The organism is Corallococcus sp. AB038B (assembly GCF_003668955.1).
Taxonomy (GTDB): Bacteria; Myxococcota; Myxococcia; order Myxococcales; family Myxococcaceae; genus Corallococcus; species Corallococcus exiguus.
This window is the reverse complement of the sequence record NZ_RAWO01000001.1, coordinates 1,760,433-1,783,055: the sequence shown is the minus strand read 5'-3', so window position 1 is coordinate 1,783,055 and position 22,623 is coordinate 1,760,433. Positions and strand designations below refer to the sequence as shown.

Below are 22,623 nucleotides of genomic sequence, written 5' to 3'. Positions count from 1 at the left end.
GTGTGTCCGTAAAAGGCACGCGGAGCCCCGGCGGTGACGCTTCGAGCGGGCTCCGCCTCGACGCCAGCACGCCCCGCGCGGGGACGCACTCCACGCGGCCCATTCCATCCCCTCCGGTGGGCACGCTGCGCATCACCGGTGTGGTGCGCGACGCACGAGGTCCTGTCGCGGGAGTGGAGCTGTCCGCGACGCGCGTGGACGCCGACAGCTTGTCGGAGCGTCCGTGTCCCTCCCCGGATCGCGCCCGCCCGCTGCAAACACCGCTCGAGCATTGCTTCCTGGAGCTGGCGGACTCCACCGCGCGCCTCGTGGAGTCCAGCGCGGGGGAAGCGCCCCTGTTCGCGCGGACGGTGACGGCGGCGGATGGCACCTTCGTGCTCGAGGGCCTGCCGCCAGGCGCCTTCACCCTCTGGGCGCTGGGCGACACGGGCGCGTCGGTGCGGCCGGAGGTGCTTGCCGGCAGCGAGGGTGTGGCCCTCTCGCTGGAGAAGGGCTCCTTCCTCTCCGGCACGGTGGTGGAGGAAGACGCGCGAACGCCCATTCCCGGAGCCTGGGTGACGATGGTGCACGAGGCCTCGTCCCGCTTCTTCCTCGTGCTCGCGGACGCGCGGGGACGTTTTCACATCGGGCCCCTGCCGCCGGGGCGCTACCTGAAGGTCGCGGGTGCGAAGGGTTGGGTCCCCGAGGCCGTCCGCGGCGACGTCTGGCTGAACGCGGAGGTGGAGGTCACGCTCGGGCTCCAGCGGAAACACCGGCTCGAGGGCGTGGTGCTCACGCAAGAGGGACGCCCCGCGAGCGGACTGACCGTCCACCTGCGGCCCAACGCGGAGTTTGGCCAGACGGTGACGACCCGAAGCGATGTCCAGGGCCGGTTCGCCTTCGACGGCATCCCCGCCACGGAGTTCATGGTCTGGGCCTGGAGCGACGGCCAGACTGCGTATGGCGACAGCTGGGTGACCCTGCCCCGAAGCGCCGTCATCCGGATGAGGCCCAGCACGTTCATCGAGGGCACCGTGAAGAACGAACGGGGGCAGCCCCTGAGCGGTGTGCGCGTGCGAGCTCACTCGGGTGGCGTGGGAGGGGATCTTCCACCGGAGACCCGCACCGACGGAGCCGGTCACTACCGGTTGGGCCCGCTGATCGACACCTCCGTCGAGCTCTCACTGAAAGGTGACCACTACCGCCTTCGACACGAGCAACTGCTCCTGGGTGGAGCACGGACCGGCCCGTGGGACTTCACCCTCACGCGCGGCCTGTCGGTCGAGGGCATCCTGGTCGACACCGAAGGCAAGCCTGTCCCCGGCGTGTACGTGGCGCTGGGAACGGCTCACGCTTCCGGTGGGTTCACCTCCGCGGCAATGACTTTCGAGGATGCGTTAGGAGTGTCCGACGAGGCGGGACGCTTCGTCGCGGGTGCGATTGAAGCGGGCAGGAAGGACCTCCTCGTCGAAGCCCGGGGCTTCATGCCCCTGACGATCCCCGTTCAGGTGCCCTCGACGGGGGTCCGCGTGGTGGTGGACCGAGGAGCGTCCGTGTCCGGCTCGGTCACGGATGCGACGGGCCACCTCCTGCCCGAGGTGAGAATCGGTCTCTGGGATTCAGCGTCTCCGGACAGTCGTCCGCGACCTGACTTCCTCTCCACGGATAGAAATGGGGCCTTCTCGCTGAGCGGACTGAAGGCGGGCCGCTACGTGCTGGAGGCCTGGCATCGCACGCCAGGCTCCGTGCAATGGGTTTCCCGGACCCTCGACCTGAAGGAACGGGACCACGCCGAGGTGTCCTTGCGATTCGATGAGGGCCGGACGCTTCACGGGATGACGACGGATGCCGCCGGTCAGCCCCTCCCAGGGGTCCGGGTCCAGGCCTGTCTCTCGCAAGAGGACTCTTTCGCGGGACGGACGCCTGAGCTGAGTTGCGTCCCCACGGCGGATGACAGTGTGCGGTCCGGCCCGGACGGCCGCTTCACCCTCGGGCACCTGACAGCGCCGGTGTCCCAGCTCGTCGCCATGAAAGAAGGCCTGCGCCTCAATCCCAGCCGCTCCCGGGGCGGGACGCCGGGCCCGCTCTCCCTGCGCGTTCCGGTGGGAGCCGACGACGTCCGGCTGGTCATGGAGCCCGCTCCCCTGTTGAGGGCACGGGTCGTGGATCCGGACGGCGCGCCCCTCCCCAGCACGGTATGGCTCGAGGAGGGCATCACCGGCATTGCCTCCCCGGGTCCGGCCCACGAGCTCCAGGTGGAGGAGTACCGCCCGGATGGCCGTTTCGCCCTCCCCCTGGCGGAGGACCGGGAGACCTGGAACGTGACCGTCAGCGCGAAGGGCTTCGTGGGCCTCAATCGGTACATCCAAGGGAGCCCTGGCCAGGACATCGACCTGGGGACCGTGAAGCTGCTCCGGGGCCGGAAGGTCCGGTTCGTCATCCTCGATGAAGCGACCCGCGCGCCCCTGGCGGGAGCACGCGTCTCCATTGAGCTGAACCCTGGCCTGGATGTCTCGCCCTATGAGGTCGCCAGCCCGCGCTCCTCTCGCTGGAACCTCGACCTGGCGGGCGCCATCGAGTTCGAGGACCTGCCCATCTCCCCCCTCCACTTCAAGATCATGACGGAGCCGGGTCTGCCCTTCCGCGAAGGCACCGTGGATGCGCGGCAGGAAGTCGTCACGGTGACGCTACCGGCTCCGGGCCACTGAGCCGGTGCCTTCACACCCGGGAGACAAGCGCATGAAGAGGGGACATCGCCGGGCAGCGTTCTTCTCCGCGGGCATCGTCGCGGTGCTGCTCCTGGCCTTCTTCCTGCGCTCGGACGAGAGCGCTTCGCTCCAATCGGGCCGAAGCTCCTCCGACAGCCCGCGCTTCTTCGCGGGCTCCAACACGGGCTCCTTCGCCATGGCCTCCTCGAGGGAGGGGCTCCGCATCACCGGCGTCGTGCGTGATGCGCGCGGGCCCGTCGCGGGCGTGCAGGTGTCCGCGTCCCGTGTGGATGCGGACACCCTGTCGCAACTCGCCTGCCCGTCGGAACCTCCGTCCCGTGAGCGTTCCTGTGCCGGGAAGACGTGGCTGACGAAATGCTGCTTCCATGAACGGGGATTCGAGCTCGCGCGGCGCGTGGAAGCTCGCGAGGGCGAAGCCCCCGTGGTCGCGCAGACGGTGACGGCGAACGATGGCACCTTCATCATGGATGGACTGCCCGCCGGCGTCTTCACCCTCTGGGCCCTGGGCGACAGGGGCACGGCGATGCAGCCGGAGGTGCCAGCGGGAAGCACGGACGTGGCGCTGACGCTGGAGGCGGGCATCTTCCTCTCCGGTACGGTGGTGGATGAAGACACGCGGGCTCCCATTCCCGGTGCGAGGGTGACGGCGGTCCAGGCGGCTCAGTCCCGCTTCTTCGACACGCTCACGAATGCCCAGGGACGCTTCCGCATCGGGCCCGTGCCCCCAGGCCGATACCTGAGGGTCGGCAGCGCGCAGGGATGGCGGACGACCGCATTCCACAATGACGTCTGGTTCGATATCGACGTGGACGTCACCTTGGAATTGCAGAAGCAGGCGCGGCTCGAGGGCCTGGTGCTCACGCCAGAGGGACGGCCCGCGAGCGGCATCACCGTCCAGGCATTCTTCACGGGCGTCTCGGATGACGCCTGGTCCACGCGAAGTGATGCGCAGGGACGCTTCGTTTTCGAGGACGTCGCTGGGGCTCCGCACACCGTCTGGGTCTGGGCCCGGAATGAGACCGCCATCGGCGACGCCCCGGCGAGTGCTCCAGCGAAGGTCGTGATCCGGATGGAGCCCGTGACCTTCATGGAGGGCACGGTCAGGGATGAGCGGGGCAGGCCCCTGGAGGGTGTGCTTCTGCAGGGAGGAAGCCTTCCGCCGGAAGTTGAACCCTCCCCAGATGCGCGCTCCGATGCAGCGGGCCATTACAGGCTGGGGCCCCTGCGCCAGACCGCCATGAACCTCCGGTTGCTGCATGCTCGCTACAGCGACCGGACAGAGGAGATCGACCTCCGCACGCCGCATGCGGGACCGTGGGACTTCACGCTCCAGCGAACGGTGTCAGTCGAAGGCTGGGTCGTCGACACCGAAGGAACCCCTCTTCCAGGCATCCGGTTGCGGCTCGCCAAGGGCCCTGTGGGCACCCGGGACCGGGACTTCATCGATGAAACGGAGGCCCTGTCGGATGACGCCGGCCACTTCGTCCTCGACACAGCGCAAGAGGGCTCAGGCCACCTCTTCATCGACTCCGAGGCTTTCTGCTCCATGGAGCAACCCGTGGAGTTCCCATCAACGGGAGTCCGCGTGGTCCTCAGCCGAGGTGCTTCCGTGTCCGGGAGGGTCGTGGACGCGACGGGGGCTCCCCTGCCCCACGCGGAGGTCCGGCTCTGGTACCCCACGGCGCTGAGTGGAGACGAAGACTCCCGCCCCTTCCTTGTGGACGGCAACGAAGGCACGACCTGGAGTGGGGCCCCAGACCCCCGCTCCCTCCGGGTGAACAGCGAAGGCGCCTTCTCCGCTGCAGGGCTGAAGGCAGGACCCTACGTCCTGGAGGCCCGTCTCCAGACCCCTGGCATCGAGCGCTCCGTGACAGAGCCCTTCGTTCTGGATGCGCACTCGCAAGTGACCCTGTCGCTTCGCATCGAGGAAGGTCGCACGGTGAAGGGGCTGACGGTCGATACCAACGGACAGCCGTTGGCCGGCGTCCGGGTCCAGGCCTGTCTCTCCCTGGACGATGTTCCCGAGTGGCGGACCCGTTCCCTGAGCTGTGACGCCGATAGCGAGCAGGGTGTTCTCTCCGGGCCGGGAGGTCACTTCGTCCTCAAGCACCTGGTGGACCCGGCCCATCAACTCGTCGCCTGGAAGGAGGGCCATGCCTTCGTTCCCTCCCGCTCCCGGGGCGGAACACCCGGGCCGGCCGCGCTGGTGGTCAGGGCGGGAGCGGAAGACGTCCAACTGGTCCTGCAGGAACGCCCCCGGTTGCGCGGACAGGTCGTGAACGAAGACGGAATGCCCCTGTCCAGTGAGGTCTGGGAAGGGCGCCACCGGGTGCCTGCACCTGACGGCGCCTTCGAGTTGCCCTTGCTGAAGGATGGCCCTGGGCAGGTCACCGTAGGCGCGAAGGGCTTCTTCGAGCTCGAGCGGGAGTTTGTCGTGAGTCCCGGCAAGGATATCGACCTGGGAACACTGGTGATGCGTCGAAGCCGCAAAACGCGCTTCATCCTCGTGGACGCGGCGACGCATGCCCCCTTGGTGGGTGCCCGCGCCTTCATTGGCCGGAGCGAGTGCGATGACCGCAGGTGCTCAGGGATGTATCCCTCCTCGTTCTACGGGAACCTCGACGCGGAAGGTGGCGCCGACGTGGAGGGGCTGCCCTTCAAGCCCATCGCCATGTCGGTCAGCCTGAGGCCAGACGAGCCCACCACGGATGTGCTCCTGGATGCACGGCAGGAGACCGTCACGGTGCGGGTGCCCAACCCGAACCACTGAGCCGGGCGAGCGGCTATCCTGCACCTACGCACTTCGGGAGACGCGGCGCATGCGCAGGGGGAATCGGGCAGCCGGGTTCGCGGTCGCGGTCGTCGTCGGCCTGTTGCTCCTGGGCTTCTTCGTCCTGCGCGAGCATGGGAGTGCTCCGGGTCCTGCGTCCCAGCACTCCACCAAGGCCTCCCGATTCTTCACCGGCCCCCAGGCGAAGCAGGCTCCCGCCACGGGAAGCCCGCGCATCACCGGCGTCGTGCGTGATGCGCGCGGTCCGGTCGCGGGCGTGCATGTGTTCGCGTCCCGAGCAGAACCCGAGGTCACGCTGTCGGAGCGATCCTGCCCTCCATCCGACGCTCCCGCTGCGTCTCCGCCCCGGCTGATGCAGTGCAGGAACGAAGCCTTTGATGAGCTGGTGGATCAGGTCGGCAAGCGCGAAGGAGCAGCCCCCACCGTCGCGGAGACCCTCAGCGCGGAGGACGGCACCTTCGCGCTGGACGGACTTCCCGACGGAACGGTCACGCTCCATGCCTCCAGCGGCCAGAACGTGGCGATGCTCCCGGACGTGGCGACGGGTCAGCAGGACGTGGTCCTCGTGCTCGATGAAGGCCTCTTCTTCGAGGGCGCGGTCCTGGACGATGTGCTGGAAGGCAAACCCATCACGGGTGCCCGCATCACCGTCTTCACCCGGGAACACACGCGATTCTTCCCCGCGACCAGCGGCGCGGATGGACGCTTCCGCATCGGGCCGGTACCGCCGGCCGACCATGGCATCCTCATCACGGCCCCGGGGTTCAGTCCGCTCCTTGAAATGGAAGCGGATCCGCTGAAGGACACCTTCGTCCTGGATCGCCCCGCGAAGTTCGCGGGCACGGTCGTGACGGCGAAGGGAGCTCCCGCACCCGGCATCTCCGTCCGCCTCCACACCCCCAGCCTCGCCCCTGAATCGCGCACCACCCTCACGGATGCGCGGGGACGCTTCTCCTTCCCGTCCAGCGAAGGCGTGCTCGCCCAACTCTTCGCGGAGACCCCGGCGCGCGACGGCTTCGCGACCCTCGGGACCGAGCCGCGCGAGGACGTGGTCCTCACGCTCGGGCCCGGCATGTTCCTCCAGGGCACCGTCAGCGACGAGAGCGGCAACCCGATTCCCGGCGCCCGGGTCGAGGCCTTTCGCTTCGATGAGGACGCACCGGCGCAGCGAGGCAAGACCGTCACGGATGCCCGGGGACATTACCGGATGGGTCCCCTGTTCCGGATGCAGCACCTGGTGGCGGCCCGCGCCGAGCACTACGTCGACATGACAGAGGAGCACGAGGAGCCTGAACAGACCGAGGTGTCGCTCGACTTCACCCTGCGGCGTGCTGTCTCCGTGGAGGGCGTCCTCGTCGACGAAGCGGACCAGCCGCTCGCGGGCCTCGAAGTCCAGCTGCGTCCGGGCGTGGCGCCGAGGCCCTCCCCCTCCGTGGGCGTCATCACGGACTACACCGTGACGGACGAAGCCGGACGCTTCCTCCTGGACGCGAAGGAGGCGGGCGCCGCGTGGCTGGACGTCAGTGGCACGAACTTCATTCCCCAGCGCGTCAACGTGACGCTTCCGTCGAGCACACTGCGGCTGGTGCTGCGCCGGGGCGCGAGCGTCGCCGTCACCGTCCTGAGCGCGGCGGGGGCGCCGGTGCGGGACGCCCGGGTGACGCTCTGGCAGCGCGACGCGCGCGGCGAAGCCGACCATGCCGGCGGAACCGACACTCGGGGCCAGGTCACGCTCCAGGGTGTTCCTCCGGGCAGGTACATGGTGGAGGCCCTCGCTCCTGGAAGGGCCGTGGACGTCCATGCCTCACAATCGCTGGAGGTCCTGCCGGGAGAGGCGCCGTCCGTGACGCTGCGGATGGAGGAAGGCCGGACCCTGCGGGGCGTGGTCATGACGTCTCAGGGCCGGCCCCTGTCTGGGGTCCACATCCGCGCGAAAGTCCTGGACGCGGACCGCCCCCTCTACCGTCGCGACGAGCACGGGTTCAGGGTGGAGCGGCGCACCGAGGGTGTCCACACGGATGCCGAAGGCCACTTCCTCCTCCGCTCGCTGAGCGCCTCCCGCTATGAGCTCACCGCGTCGCTCCAGGAGCATTTCCTGGACGCCCAGTCCTCGCAGGGCGTCCGTGCTGGCGAATACGAGACCGCCGTGGTGGACCGGGACACAACGGAAGTCCGCCTGGTGATGCGGCGCATCCCTCATGTGCGGGGCCGGGTGGTAGCGGAGGGCGGCGCGAGGCTGGCGTCCTTTGTCGTGAACGACGCCGAATACACGGACCCGGATGGCCGCTTCGACCAGCAGCTGAGCGAAGTGAGCGGCCCCCAGCGGATCGTGGTGCAAGCCCGCGGGTTCGCTCCGGTGGACCGCACCGTCACACCGGACGGAGAAAACGGCCTGGACCTCGGCACGCTCACGCTGACGCGAGGGAGGACCCTGAAGGTGTTCCTGCGCGAGGCGGCGACGGGTGCGCCGTACACCGGACGCGTTCGCGACGATTCAGGCCAGGAGACGACGGTGGCCGTCAGCTATCACGTCGAAGAAGACGGCGTCGTGGACGGCCCGTCCTTCCGGCCGCCGACCCAAGTCATGCCCTCGAAGGACGGCTCGCTGCTGCTGGAGCAGGTGCCCACCATGGCGTGCACGCTCGAGGTGGACACCGAGCTCCACCTGCCGCTGCGCGTGACGGTGGGCGCGGAGGTGGAGCACCTCACCCTCTCGCTCGAGAAGGGCGCCCGCGTGACGGGCCACGTTCGCGACGCGCAGGGCCAGCCCGTGAAGGCCCAGCTCAACTTCACACGTCCCGACGGCTCGGATTTTCGACGTACGCCCCGCCCGGGTGACTTCACGCTCGCGGTCATTCCTCCCGGGCCCTACACGGTGGATGTCTGGCCGGAGGAGCGGACGAATGACGTCATCTTCCAGCCCCGCGTGGTGCGAATCCCCAGCAGTGGCGACGTCACGCTCGAATTCGACGCCCTGGGCACGGGCACCACCGTCACGCTCCGGCTGCCGGAGGATGTCGACACCGCGTTCCTGCTGTCCGGACGGGCCCCCACTCCCAACAACAGCAGGGCCTTCAAGCACCTGATCCATCAGGGGCACCCATTGACCGAATGGAGCGGCACGTCCGTCACGTTCCGCCGTGTGCCCGCCGGCCACTACACCGTCATCGCGGGCAACCGCGACAAGGACCGCATCCACCGCGAGGAGCTGGACGTGCCCGCCGAAGGCACCGTGTCCCAAGATGTGAAGCCGGTGTGGATGCCCCTCGCGCGCTGACTCACGCGCTATCCTGCCGCGCATGGGGAATGGCAGACCTGGGGGATGGAAGCCTTGGCTGGGAGGGGCCGCGCTGGCTGTCGTCGCGCTCCTCGCGTTCCTGCTGTGGAGGTCCCAGGACGCGTCCTCCCCAAAGGGCTCGGCACCCTCCCCCAATGCCTCCGCCGCGAGTCTGGTGGCGCGCACCACACGGGTGACCACGGCACCCGGCTCCACGGGCACCGCGCGCATCAAGGGCCGCGTGCAGGGCACCCACGGACCGGCCGCGGGCGTGCGCGTGTTCGCGTCCCGAACAGAACCCGAGGTCACGCTGTCGGAGCGCTCGTGTCCTCCTTCCGCTGAATCTCCACGCGGGCTGATGCAGTGCTGGAACGAAGCCTTCGATGAACTGGTGGATCAGGTGGACAAGCGCGAGGGAGAAGCCCCCACCATCGCGGAGACCACCAGCGCGGAGGACGGCACCTTCGTCCTGGACGGACTCCCCGACGGAACGGTCACGCTCCATGCCTCCCGCGGCCAGGACGTGGCGATGCGCCCTGACGTGACGACGGGCCAGCAGGACGTGGTCCTCGTGCTCGAGGAAGGTTCCTTCTTCGAGGGCGTCGTCCTGGACGGGCCGACGGGAACCGAGCCCATCGCGGGTGCGCGCGTCACCGTCTTCTCCCGCGAGCACACGCGCTTCTTCCCCGCGACCAGCGGCGCGAACGGGCGCTACCGCATCGGGCCCGTGCCTCCGGCCGACTACGGAATCCTCGTCACGGCGCTCGACCGCGGCCCCAACCTGGGCATGCATGCGGATCCGCTGGTGGAGGACACCTTCATCATGGACCGCCCCGCGAAGTACGCGGGCACGGTGGTGACGGCGAAGGGAACTCCCGCGCCCGGTGTCTCCGTCCGGCTGTACACGCCCAGCGCCGCGCCCGAGTCGCGCACCGCCCTCACGGATGCGCAGGGACGATTCTCCTTTCCCTCCTTCGAAGACGTGCCCGGCCAGCTCTTCGCGGAGACATCGGCGCATGACGGTCTGGTCCATCTCAGGACGCAGCCTCGCGAGGACATCGTCCTCACGCTCGGGCCCGGCATGTTCCTCCAGGGAAACGTCAGAGATGAGCGCGGAAGCCCGATTCCCGGCGCTCGGGTCATGGCGGATCTCGAGGATGCGAACGCGCCGTCACCGCGCGGGCAGACCGTCACGGATGCGAAGGGCCATTACCGGCTGGGCCCACTCTTCCGGCTGCCGCATTTCGTGGCGGTTCGCGCCGTGCACTACACCGACGTGGAGCCGGAGCACCAAGAGCTTGGCGACGTCCAGGAGACCCTCGACTTCACGCTGCCACGTGCCGTCTCCGTGGAGGGCGTCGTCGTGGACGAGGCAGGCAAACCGCTCGCGGGCCTGGAAGTCCGGCTCCATCCAGAGCCGACGTCGGATCCCACCATGGACCTGATCACGGACCACACCCGGACGGACGAAGCCGGACGCTTCACCCTGGACGCGGTGGAAGCAGGCACCGTGTGGCTGGACGTCGACGACGCGACCTTCGTTCCGCAGCGCTTCGCCGTGGAGCTTCCGTCACGGGACACGCGGCTGGTGCTGCGCCGGGGCGTCAGCGTCTCCGTCACCGTCCTGAGCGCGCTGGGCGCACCGGTCCGCAATGCACAGGTGAAGCTGTGGAAGCGCGACGCACGCGGCGAATCCGACCATGCCGGGGTCACCCACGCGCACGGACAGGTCACGCTCCAGGGAGTGGCCCCCGGCGCCTATGTGGCGGAGGCGACGGTCAAGGAACGAGCCGTGGACGTGCACGCCTCCCAACCGCTGGAGGTCCAGGCGGGAGCAGCGGCAACCGCCACACTGAGGCTGGAGGAAGGCCGGACCTTGCGAGGCGTCGTCGTGAGTCCCAAGGGCCTGCCCCTGTCCGGTGTCGCCGTCCGCGCGGACCTCCTGGACGCGGATCGGCCCCGCTACCGCGGCGGGCCATCCAGCATGAGTGTGCCCCCCGATGGCGTCCGCACGGATGCCGAAGGCCGCTTCACCCTGCGCTCGCTGAGCGCGGCCCGCTACGTGCTCAGCGCGAGACATCCGGGGTACGTCATCGACACCGCCCTGTCCCAGGGCACCACTCCTGGCGAAGACAAGACCGTGGTGGTGCGAGGCGACACGGGAGAGGTCCGGCTGGTGCTGCGGCGCATTCCGCACGTGCGGGGCCGGGTCGTGGCGGAAGCCGGCGCGACGCTGGAGTGGTTCGAAGTGAATGGCACCCGGTACACGAAGCCGGACGGTGGCTTCGACCAACCCCTGTACGAAGCCACCGGCCCGCAGCGGTTCGTGGTGCGCTCCAGGGGCTTCGCGACGGTGGATCGCACCGTCACGCCGGACGGAGAGAATGACGTGGACCTGGGCACGCTCACGCTGACCCGGGGCAGGACCGTGCGGGTGTTGCTGCGCGATGCCGCGACGGGCGAGCCCTTCACCGGACGCGTGCGCGGTGACTCCGGGCAATGGGCGACCATCGCCACCGGCTATCGGATCCATGGCGAAGGCGTCGCGGACGGACCGCCCTACCTGCCCGCCACCGGAGCGGTGCCACGAAAAGATGGCTCGCTGCTGCTGGAGAACCTGCCCACCACCGCGTTCACGCTCGAAGTGGACACCCAGATCCACCTGCCGACGCGGGCGACGGTGGGCGAAGCGGAAGACAGCATCACGCTCTCGCTCGACTCCGGCGCCCGCGTGACGGGCCACGTCCGCGATGCGCGAGGCCAACCCGTGGACGTCCAGCTCACCTTCACGCGCTCTGACGGCGTGACGCTTCAACGCTATCCCAGCACCGGAGCATTCACCCTCCGGGCCATTCCTCCAGGGCTCTACACGGTGAATGCCTGGATGGAGAACGGACCGCGCGACACCGTCTTCCCACCTCGCACCCTGCGGGTTCCTCCCAGCGGCGACGTCACCCTCGCCTTCGACGCACTGGGCACCGGCGCCACCGTCACGCTGCGACTGCCGGAGGACGTCGACACCGCGTTCCTGCTGTCCGGCCAGGCTCCAGCGCCCGACAGCGCCAGGGCCTTCGAACACCTGAGCCTCCAGCAATACCCCGGTGAGGAATGGACCGGCACGTCCGTCACGTTCCGCCGCGTTCCCGCCGGCCACTACACCGTCATCGCGGGCAACCGCGGCAAGGACCGCATCCACCGCGAAGAGCTGGACGTGCCCGCCGAAGGCACGCTGTCTCGCGACGTGAAGCCGGTGTGGATGCCCCTCGCGCGCTGACTCACGCGCTATCCTGCCGCGCATGGGGAATGGCAAACCTGGGGGACTGAAGCCTTGGCTGGGAGGAGCCGCGCTGGCCGTCGTCGCGCTCCTCGCCTTCCTGCTGTGGAACACCCAGGCGCCTTCGTCCGCGAAGGACTCGCCCGTGCCCCCGGCGTCGTCCGCGATGAAGCCGGCGACACGGGCGGCTCGGGCGACACGGGTGACCACGGCACCGAGTCCCGCGGGCACCGCGCGCATCACGGGTCGCGTGCAGGGAACCCATGGCCCGGCCGCGGGCGTGCGCGTCTCCGCCTCCCGAGTGGAGCCCGGGGTCACACTGTCGGAGCGGTCCTGTCCCAATCCTTCCGGCCAGGACGACACGCAGGCTCCTGCACTCAAGAGCGGCGCGTGCAGCTTCGACTCCGAACGCATGCAGTGGGAGTCCGTGGAGGCCCGCGACGGCGAAGCCCCCGTGTTCGCGGAGGCAGCTACGGACGCGGAGGGCCGCTTCGTACTGGAGGGATTGCCCGAGGGCCTCGTCACGATCTGGGCCCTGGGCGACACGGGCGCGGTGTCGCAGGGTGGCGTGGCGGTGGGCTCGAACGACGTGACGCTGTCGCTGGAGCAGGGCGTTCTCTTCGAGGGAACCGTCACGGACACGGACCGGAAGACGCCCATCCCCGACGCGCGGGTGACGCTCGTCTCCCGTTGGCATACGCGCTTCTTCGACGCGACCACCGACACCGAGGGCCGCTTCATCATGGGCCCCCTGCCCCAGGGTGACTACGCCGCCTTCGTCACCGCCGAGGGCCGGTCCCCGTGGTTCCAGCCGGAAGTCGAATCACCTACCGCGATGACGACCGTGGTGCTCGCGCGTGCGCTCTCCCTGACGGGACAGGTCCTCTCCGTGGAGGGCACGCCGGTGCCGGGCATCCTGGTGCACCTCGAAGGCGACACCGCGACGGCGTCTACTCAACGCACCACGACTGATGGCACGGGGCGTTTCCGCTTCACCGCGCCCGCCGTCCTCCACCAACTCACCGCGGAGGCCGGGGGCGCATTCGCCACGCTGGACGTGACACCACCCCTGGAGCACGTGGAACTGCGGCTCCAGCCCGGCGTGTTTGTCACCGGCACCGTGCGAGACGACGCAGGCCACCCCATCCCGAGCGCACGAGTGGAGACCTACCGCGAGGACGGCGGTCCCGTCGCCGCCGAGGCAACCACCGTGACGAACGCTGGCGGCCGCTACCAACTGGGCCCCACGCGTCCGGGGCCGCATACGTTCCGGATCCTCGCGGCACATCACCTGGACGTGGAGCTGCAGGCCCAGAAGCTCCAGCAGGGCATGGCACCCCTGGACTTCACGCTCCGGCGCGCGCAGAGCGTGGAGGGCCGCGTCGTCGACACGTCGGGCGCTCCGCTCGAGGGCATCCTCCTGTCGCTGTCTGGCAGCTTCGGCGACGGTGACGGCATCGACTCGGGTGGCGCCCAGCGCTCGGATGCCACCGGGCATTTCGTCCTGGACGTGAAGCGCGCGGGGACGGGTGAGCTGTCCGTGGAGGATCCGTCCTTCCAGCGTCAAACCCTCGCGGTGCGCGTCCCCTCGCGGGATGTCGTCGTGGTGCTGGACCGGGGCGCCTCCGTGGCCGGCACCGTCTCCGATTCGCGAGGGCTGCCGCTGCGGGGAGCCACCGTCACGTTGGGGACGGAGGCGAAGGAGGACGCGCCCTACGAAGAGCCGCGTCAGACCCTCACGGACGAACAGGGCCGCTTCCACCTGCAAGGGATTGCCCCGGGCACATACCTCCTGGGGGCCGTCGTCCAGGGAGACCTGATGGACGCGTCGGTGTCCCAGTCCATCACCGTCAAGGCGCGTGAACACCGGGACGTGTCCCTGCGCCTGGAAGCAGGCCGTGAGCGCTCTGGCATCGCGGTGGATGGCGCGGGCCAGCCGCTCGCGGGCGTCATCCTCACCGCGGTCTTCCTCGATAGCGATTCATCCGATCCGCGAGCCACCGATGACGAGTGGCCTCCCGGCCTCCGCACGGGCCCGGACGGACGCTTCACTTTGCGCGGGCTCGTGGCTCCTCGCTACGCCCTGATGGCCCAGCTGCCGGGCTACACCTTCCGCCCCAGGCGCTCCCAGGGAGGCGAGCCCGCCCCGGAGCTCGGAGGCATCTGGGTGGACTCCAGCGAGGCTCCCCTCCAACTCGTGCTGGAGCGCGACGGACGCATCCGGGGCCGCGTCGTGGAACCTGGAGGCCAGGCCGTCACTTCGTTCCAGGTGACGGGCACGAACCTCAAGGACTTCGAACAGGCCACCGGGTTGCCGGACGGTGCCTTGGACGTCCCCTTCACCGCCGCGGGCCCGGACATGCTGACCGTGACGGCCCCCGGCTTCATGCCGCTGAAGCGCCCCGTGAACCTGACGGAAGGCGTGGACGTGGACCTGGGCGTGCTGACGCTCGACCCCGGCTGGACGCTGCGGCTCGCCGTCCACGACGCGGAGACGGGCGAAGCCCTGTCCCAGTTGGAATCCTTCCGCGCGACCATCACCGAGCCAGGAGACTCCGACGTCGCCCGTGCGATGGCGCGTCCCCGAAACGTCTCCCTTCGCGACGGCGTCTACACCCTGTCGCAGCTGCCGCCCCCGCCCTTCACCCTGGCGCTCCACAGCCGCAACGCGCGTCCCTTCGAGCAGGAGGTGACGGCCCGCGTGGACACGCTCACCGTGGCGCTGGACCGCGCCGCGACGGTGCGGCTCCTGGCCCAGGACACGAACGGCACGCCGCTGCCCGCGCTCGTCTCACTGAAGGAGATGGGGAGATTTCCCATGACCCGCTACCAGGCCCCCGCCCCGAAGGGCACCCTCATCCTCCGAGGCGTCGAACCCGGCGAGTACCTGCTGGATGCACGCGCCGCCGACCCGGACGAAGGGCCCCGCTTCACACCCCGGAAGGTACAGATTCCCCCCCGGGGTGAGGTGACCTTCACCGTGGAGGCCGCCCCTCCGTGAAGCCACGCGGCCCCCAATGAAAACGGCGGCCTTCCGTGGGGAAGGCCGCCGCTCTCACTGCTTCGGGCTCCGGACTACTGAGCGGTGGTGATGGTGCCCACCGCCACGTTGATGACCTGCAGCGAGCCGGAAGCCGGCAGCGCGTGCGCCTTGAGGACGGTCAGCGGCACCACGGTGCCGGCCGGCGTCTCGGCGGTGGCCTTCACGGTCAGCGACACGGACAGCAGCGCGCCGTTGTACGCGTGCGCCGGAGCGCCCTTCTGGTACACGCCCACGCTCAGCGTGCCGCCCTTCACTGCCGACTTGAGCAGCTGGGGCGCGGTGCCCAGGTCGTAGCCAGCGTTGGCCACGTACTCGGTGCCGTCCACGGTGGACCAGTCCGCGGTGGCCGCATCCAGCCCCAGCTTCAGGTCCGCGCCGCGGCCGGACTGGCCCGTGGGGCCCACCAGGTCCAGCACCAGCGTGTTGCCCGAGGACAGGGTGGCGTTGCGAACCAGGCGCCAGCCCGTACCCGTGGGGTCCACGTACTTCACCGTGCCAGCGACGGGCACGGTGATGACGGCGGAGTCCTTGCCCGCCGGATTCGCCACGCTGGAGGCCGTCACGGTGTACGTGCCCGGCTTGTTCGGCGCCGTGTACCGGCCCGTGCTGGTGACGGTGCCGTTGGCCGCACCGCCCTCGACGGTCCAGGTCACCGCGACGACAGAGGAGCCCGTGACGTCGGCCGTGAGGTCGACGGAGTTCCCCTGATCCACGGTGGCCGTCTTCGGCGTGACGCTCACCGTCACCGCCGGGGGGACGTAGGGGCCCACGGTGAGGGAGGCCGAGTCGGACTTCGTCGGGTCCGCCAGGCTGGTGGCCGTCACGGTGAACGTGCCCGAGCGGCGCGGCGCCCGGTACACGCCCGTGCTGCTCACGGTGCCGTTGTCGTCACCGCCCACCACGGACCACTGCACCGCGACGTTGTTGGTGCCGGTGACCTGCGCGGACAGGGAGAAGGCGGCATCCTGCGCCACCGAGCCCGTCTTCGGAGAGACCGTCACCACCACCGTCTCGATGACGACGGGGTCCACCCGGATGGTGGCCGTGGCCTTCTTCGCCGGGTCCGCCACGCTGGTGGCCGTCACGGTGAACGTGCCCGTCTTCTTCGGCGCGCGGTACACGCCCGTGGTGCTGACGTAGCCGTTCGCGTCGCCACCCTCCACGGACCACTGCACCGCCAGGTTGTTGGTGCCGGTGACCTCGGCCGTCAGCTGGACGGTGCCATCCCAGGTGGTGGTGCCTGACGAGGGGCTCACCGTCACCTTCACCTCCCCGACGACGACAGGCTCCACCGTGATGGAGGCGGAGCCCTTCTTCGTCGGGTCCGCCACGCTGGTGGCCGTCACGGTGAACGTGCCCGGCGTGTTCGGCGCCGTGTACCGGCCCGTGCTGCTGACAGTGCCGTTCGCGTCGCCACCCTCCACGGACCACTGCACGGCCGTGATGGAGGAACCGGAGACCTCCGCCGTCAGGTCCGTGACGGTCCCCTGCCCGATGGTCGCCACCTCCGGCGTCACCTTCACGATGACCGTCGGAGTCGGAACTGCCTCCACCTTGACGGTGGCCGTGTCCTTCTTCGAGGTGTCCACCGCGTTGGTGGCCACCACGGTGTACGTGCCGGCCTCGGCCGGCGCGGTGTAGATGCCCGAGCTGCTGATGGTGCCGTGGGAGTCGCCTCCCTCCACCGACCAGAGCACGCGCGGTTCCTTCGCGTCCTTCACCGAAGCGCTGAAGGTCGACTTCTCACCGGCCTTCACCGTGACGTTCTTCGGAGTCACCGTCACCGGCCCCGTGTCGGGGTCGGAGCAGGCAGCCAGCGCCCCAATCAGGAGCGGAACAATGAGCTTCATCCACGTTTTCATGGGGGATTACCGTCCGAACTGGCTGACGAAGAGGGTGATGTCGTTGTCGTTCACAGAGCCGGCGCCGTCGAGGTTGGTCTCCTCGGAGCCGTTGGTGCCGTAGTCCTGCGCGAGCAGGCCCATGTCCTCTCCGTCCACGACGTTGTCGCCATTGATGTCGCCCGTGTAGACCTGGATGGCCGCCACGGCCTTCGCCGTCGGTACCACGACGCTCGCCGCGGACACGTGGCACAGGCCACGGGCCACGGGCGCGGCGTAGACGCCGTCCGTGCCGACGGTGCCGCAGACGCGGCCCTCCGCCACGGACCAGCTCACCGCCGTGTTCACCACGTTCGCCACGTTCGCCTGCAGGGCGACGGAGCCACCCACCGGCACCACGTGCTGCGCCTCCAGGAACTCCACCGTGACGGGCAGGAGCGTGAAGGGGGTGGTCGCCTTGGCCGAGTTGCCGTAGGCGTCGTACGCCACCGCCTCGAGGATGTGCTCCCCCGGCGCCAGCGGAATCGGGAACAGCGGCAGCGTGTACGGCTCGTACGAGGTCCGGCCCTTCAGGGCGCCGTCCACGTAGAACTCCACGTACGCCACGCCCGTGTCGTCGGTGGCCTCGGCCCGCATCGCGTAGGTCTCGAACAGGCCCTCCACGCTGGCGGTGATGTGCGGCGCGCCCTGGTCCTGGACGGTGGAGTTGCGGACCTCGAAGGTCACCGTGCGCTCCGTCGTGTTGCCCGCCTTGTCCGTGGCCGTCGCCTTGAACGTGTGCGGGCCGTTGGACAGGGTCTTCGTGTCGAATGCGGTCGCGTAGATGCCCTGGACGTCCGTGAAGGAGCTCACCGGGGCGTCATCCACCTGGAACGCGAGGCTGGACGTCCAGACGTCGTCGCTCACGGAAGCCGTGAGCTGCACCGTCCCGTAGCTGCCTTCGACCGCCACGGCGAGCGTGGGGGCCTGGATGTCCGCCTGGGTCGAGGTGACCAGGTTGACGTCGTCCACGAAGTACTGGGTGACTCCGCCCGGGATCTGCGGGGCCGCCGTCTGGTCCGCGTCGAAGAACAACTGCACCGTCTGGCCCTTGTACGCGGTCAGGTCGAAGCGGTGCTGGCGGTACTCCCCGCCGGTGTCATCCACGTTGGAGAGCGTCTTCAGCGTCGCCAGCTCGGTGCCGGCGGAATCCCGCACCTTCGCGCTGATGGTGTGGTGGGGCAGGCCGTCGGAGAACGCGCCGTTGTACATGCGCAGCCAGAAGCTGAAGATGGCCGAGGTCGCGGTCGCCGGGATGGCAACGGACTGACGGACGGAGTGCCGCGCCGGACCCGCGTTCGTATAGAAGACGTACATGCGGCTGCCCGTGTGCGCGAAGGACGCGCTGGACAGGATGCCCGTCGAGCCCGACTGCGTCGTCGCGCTCGTCCAGCTCGTGGAGAGCTCGAAGCTGGGATTGAGCACGCGCTGGGTGGAGGTGGTGTCCACGTAGAACGTCACCGCGGGAGAGTCCCCCACGTTGCCGTCCGCGTCCGTGGCCCGGGCGACGAGCGTGTGCGGACCGGCCGTCAGCGTGGAGAGGTTGACGGCCCGGGTGAACGACTTGACCGAGTTGCCCAGCGACGTGCCGTCGACGAGGAACTCCACCGCGTTGACGAAGCCGTTGTCGGACACGTCCGCGAAGTAGCCCACGCGCGTGCCGGAGAAGACCACGCTGGCCTTCACCCGGGGCGCCTCGGCGTCCGCCGCGCGGATGACACGCAGCGAGAAGTCATCCGCCTGGAAGTTGGTGGCGAGCGAGGCGTTCTCGCTGCCCTCCAAGAAGATGCGCACCGTCTGGCCCGCGTAGGCCGTCAGGTCCAGGCTCTGCTGCGCATAGCCCAGCGTCGCGTCCAGGTTGGACCACGTCGCCACCGTCCCCAGCACCGTGCCGGAGGTGTCGCGCACCTGCAGCGTCAGCGTGTCGCGCACGGCGGTGGTCGTCTCGGCGGTGCTGATGTTGAGGAAGAAGGTCAGCGCGGCCTTGGTGACGCCGGCGGGAATGGTGACGTCCTGCCACAGCCGGTCGACGTGCGTCGTGCCATAGCCGTTGAGCCACGCGAAGCCCTGGCCGTTGCGCGGGCCGGAGGCGACCGGGTAGTTGATGTTCGACGGGTCATCCGTCCAGCCCAGGGTGTCCTGTTCGAAGCCCGGGTTGATCAGGAGCTGTTCGAAGCTGTTGGAGACGGTGAAGCTCGCCGGAGCGGACGCGGTGGAGTTGCCGGCCGCGTCGAACGCGACCGCCACCAGCGCGTGGGCGCCGTTGGTCAGCGAGGTGGCGTCCAGCAGGAGCTGGAACGGCTGGGCGGAGACGTTCCCCGCCAGGGCGCCGTCGACGTAGAACTCCACGCGGGCCACGCCGACGTTGTCGTCGGCCTGCGCCTTCAGCTGGATGTCAGGCGCGCTGCCAGAGACGCTCGCGGTGACGGTGGGGGCCGTGCGGTCGTCGTACGTACCGGCGGTGTAGCCCACGTTGATGGCCGCGAAGGCGTTCTGCACCGCGCGGTACTCGTTGGACTGGGAGCCGAAGAGGTCCGCCGCGGCCTGGAGGCTGCTGGTGCGGGCCGACAGGTAGTTGGACGACGGGAACAGGTAGACGGTGAGTGCGCGGTACCAGATGGCCGCCGCCTTGTCGTTGCCGATGCCCCTCATGCCCGCGGGCAGGTAGGTGCTGGAGAAGTCGGTGCTGATCGCCAGCGGCTGCACGCCCTGGGACAGGAAGTAGAAGGCGCGGTTCATCGGGCCGCTGCTGTAGTGCACGTCGATGTTGCCGAGGCCGGGGAACCAGGCGTCCACGCTCGCGCCGTCCAGCGACGGGCGGAACATGATGCGCAGCGGGAAGCTGCTGAGCTGCTCGCCCATGAGCCAGTTGCCGCCGGTGTCACCAATGGAGCTGCCGCGGCCGTTGGCCACCCAGAACTCCGTCATGGCGCCGAAGATGTCCGAGTTGGCCTCGTTGAGGCCGCCGGACTCGCCGTCATAGATGAGGCCGGCCGAGTGCGAGGTGACGCCGTGGGACATCTCGTGGCCCGTCACGTCGAGCACGCCCAGGGACCTGAAGCCGCCAGCGGCAGGGAACGAGCCGTCGCCGTAGCTCATGCAGAAGCAGCCGTCGCTCCAGAAGGCGTTGTTGTAGAGGTTGCTGGCGTGCACCCGGTTGTAGGTGGGCGAGCCGACGCCGTCGATGCCGTCGCGGCCGAGGATCTTCTTGTAGAAGTCCCAGGTCGCCAGCAGGCCGAAGTGCGCGTCGACGGCGGCCGTCTGGCCGTTGGTGCTCAGGGTGTTGTTGGCACCGACGATGTAGTTCTGCCCGTCGCCCCAGACGTTGTCGGCGTCCGTGTAGAGGGTCAGCGTGGGGACGACGCCGTTCTGCACGGCGGCGTGGTTGACGTCGTAGGTCCGGATGCCCTCGCCGCCGGCGCGCGTGACGTCGCGCAGCTCGAAGAGGCCCTGGGCGTTCTGGAAGACGTCCAACGGGACGTCACCGCTGTACTGCGAGTGGCCGAGCCCCTTGGCGGCGGCCGTCTCGAGCGAGTTCCACTGCTTGAGAACCTCGCCCGAGTTCGCGTCGACGATGAAGTCCGTGTGCTTGACGCCGTCCTTCGCGTTCTCCAGCTCGGTGTGCACGTGGTACGCGAGCCGGTAGGCGACGACCTGGGTGTCGAAGTCCGCCGCGTTCTGCTCCGCGACCGGCTTGCCGGGGTAGCGGTTCACGAGCCGCGTCTGGGGGTAGACGATGAGCTCGCTCTTCGGCGTGACGGCGAGCTCGCCCTTGGGCGCCAGCTCCTGGGTGGCCTTCGCCGCCGCGGACTTCGCGTCCAGCGCGGGCGTCACGCCCAGGCGGATGTTCTTGCGCAGGCCTTCGGTGGTGATGCGGATGTCCCCCGCGGACACTCCCTGGTGGGTGATGGCCATGGCGCCCCACACGGGGACGCCCTGGTACGTCTGCTCGAAGCGCGCATGCGTCTGGCCAAAGGCATCCGTGCTGGAGCTGGACAGCTGGAAGTCGTCCCGCGAGCCCAGCCCGAGCTTGAGGCTTTGCGCCTTGAGGCTGGCCAGGGATTGCGCCACACGCGATGGCTCCTGGACCTGGAGCTGCATCAGCGTGGAGGGTGCGACAGGGGAGAGTTTCTCAGCCGCGAGGGATGAGCTCGCCGAGAAAACACCGGCGAGGAGCAGAGGCCACCGGGGCCACGGCTTGGGCATGGAATTGACTCCACAGCATGCAGGGGAACTCCCGCCGACAGCACCCGTGGGGGCGTGCTGCCGCCGGAAGGATCACGCTCATGGCGGAGGGTCCGGACAGACTCAGACCTTTGCCCCCGTTCGTTCCATGATCAGCGTAATTGTCCACCAGTATACAGTGTCGAAACCCCAAGAAAATGGGGGGAAGCCCTGAGGACTACGAAGCACGCGGAGTCCTGTCAATTTCACTCCGAGTGATTGGTGGCCGCCTCTCACCTGGCCTGGTTGGCGAGCTCCCACGCGTCCTGCCACGCCATGCCCGTGCCCGGCGCGTAGTGCGACGCCGCGCCCTTGCACCAGCCGGAGTACGGGAACGGCTTGCAGCGGTAGATGAGCCCGTCCGTGCCCTCCACCAACGTGCCCGCCGTGTAGCTGTCGATGCCCGCCGGGTACTTGTACTGCGCGGACCCGCCGGTGGAGGGCTTCTCGATGTCCACCTGGAACGAGTAACCCGTCTCCTTCGCGTACACGCGGTTGCCCAGCGCGTCCTGCACCGGCGTCACGCTGCCAGTCGTCTGGAGCACGCCCACCTGCACGCGGCTGGAGCCCGCGTTCACCTGCTGCGCCAGCCGGTACATCCACGTGGCCGCGGGCGTGGCCGCGTCGAGCGTCAGCGGATACGACTCGGCGTCGCGGCCCGCGCTGTCGAAGAGGCGGAACGTCACCTTGCTGGACTTGGGCAGGTCCTCGCGCGCCTGCACCTGGCCCAACTCCTTCCACGACACCGGCGGGGGCGGCGTGTTGCTGAACTTCACGTCCGTGCAGGCGTAGAAGGCCTCCGGGCTGTCCGCGCGCTGCCAGACGGCGTAGATGACGTGCGAGCCCGTCCGGGTCGCCGGGAACGGGCAGTTGAGCCGGTAGCGGTTGTTCACCGCGGACACGTTGGTGACGTTGCAGAACGGCGTCGACTCCAGGTCCGACCACTTCAGGGGCAGCGCCGGGTTGTAGCCCTCCTTCGTCACGAAGAGCTGGAAGTAGCCCGTGGCGTGCACCGCGGTGGCGTGGAAGACGAACTCGAAGCGGCCGCCGCTGTCCGGGGTGATGAGCGTGGACGGCCAGTCCGCGCGCGCCAGGTCCAAGCCCTTGTGACTCTCATTGGCGGCGCTGCACAGCTTGCCGTCGGGGATGATTTCGCGGTGACGCCCGTTGGCGGCGCCCTGCCGGACGCCGTTCCAGTCATACAGCGCCTGCGTCCCACCGGTCTGCACGGCGGCCTTGCACGCGGCGGACTTGGGACTCTCCGGCCCTTCCTTGAAACATCCATAGACGCGGCTCAGCGGGACTTCCATGGAGCCGTGCGCCGCCGCCGGACCGGCGGACAGCAGGGAGACGAAAGCGAGCGATGCGGTGAAGGCCTTGCGGATTGCTGGGAACATCCCTTCCTCCTCTGTTCGAAAACAAAGGA

At 69.2% G+C, this 22,623-nt stretch carries 8 protein-coding genes; 5 read left to right on the top strand and 3 right to left on the bottom strand.

Annotated features, from left to right (window positions below):
- Nucleotides 1–2: 2 nt before the first annotated feature.
- From D7Y04_RS07430 to D7Y04_RS07410, 5 genes are all read left to right on the top strand, one after another.
- A complete protein-coding gene (locus D7Y04_RS07430) occupies nt 3–2,687 on the top strand; it encodes a carboxypeptidase-like regulatory domain-containing protein (RefSeq protein WP_233601292.1) in 2,685 nt (894 codons plus the stop codon).
- A gap of 31 nt (nt 2,688–2,718) precedes the next feature.
- Nucleotides 2,719–5,478: a carboxypeptidase-like regulatory domain-containing protein gene (locus D7Y04_RS07425; protein WP_121758742.1), complete on the top strand. Its 2,760-nt coding sequence runs from the start codon at nt 2,719–2,721 to the stop codon at nt 5,476–5,478.
- Nucleotides 5,479–5,527: 49 nt separating this feature from the next.
- The gene (locus D7Y04_RS07420; protein WP_158627461.1) at nt 5,528–8,776 is read left to right on the top strand and encodes a carboxypeptidase-like regulatory domain-containing protein; all 3,249 of its coding nucleotides are present in this window, start codon (nt 5,528–5,530) and stop codon (nt 8,774–8,776) included.
- Between the two features lie 193 nt (nt 8,777–8,969).
- Entirely contained in the window at nt 8,970–12,050 is a 3,081-nt protein-coding gene (locus D7Y04_RS07415) for a carboxypeptidase-like regulatory domain-containing protein (RefSeq protein WP_158627460.1), read from the top strand.
- Nucleotides 12,051–12,072: 22 nt separating this feature from the next.
- The gene (locus D7Y04_RS07410; protein ID WP_121758739.1) at nt 12,073–15,051 is read left to right on the top strand and encodes a carboxypeptidase-like regulatory domain-containing protein; all 2,979 of its coding nucleotides are present in this window, start codon (nt 12,073–12,075) and stop codon (nt 15,049–15,051) included.
- 74 nt (nt 15,052–15,125) lie between these two features.
- Here D7Y04_RS07410 and D7Y04_RS07405 read toward each other — a convergent pair whose 3' ends face one another.
- The 3 genes from D7Y04_RS07405 to D7Y04_RS07395 all read right to left on the bottom strand — a co-directional run bounded on the left by D7Y04_RS07405 (nt 15,126) and on the right by D7Y04_RS07395 (nt 22,594).
- Nucleotides 15,126–16,943, bottom strand: a complete 1,818-nt coding sequence (locus tag D7Y04_RS07405; protein WP_158627459.1) for an Ig-like domain-containing protein — start codon at nt 16,941–16,943, stop codon at nt 15,126–15,128.
- 18 nt (nt 16,944–16,961) lie between these two features.
- Nucleotides 16,962–21,044 (bottom strand): M4 family metallopeptidase, encoded by a 4,083-nt coding sequence (locus D7Y04_RS07400; RefSeq protein ID WP_158627458.1) that lies wholly within the window; start codon nt 21,042–21,044, stop codon nt 16,962–16,964.
- A 386-nt stretch (nt 21,045–21,430) separates the two neighbouring features.
- Nucleotides 21,431–22,594 (bottom strand): lytic polysaccharide monooxygenase, encoded by a 1,164-nt coding sequence (locus D7Y04_RS07395; protein ID WP_120596650.1) that lies wholly within the window; start codon nt 22,592–22,594, stop codon nt 21,431–21,433.
- Nucleotides 22,595–22,623 lie beyond the last annotated feature (29 nt).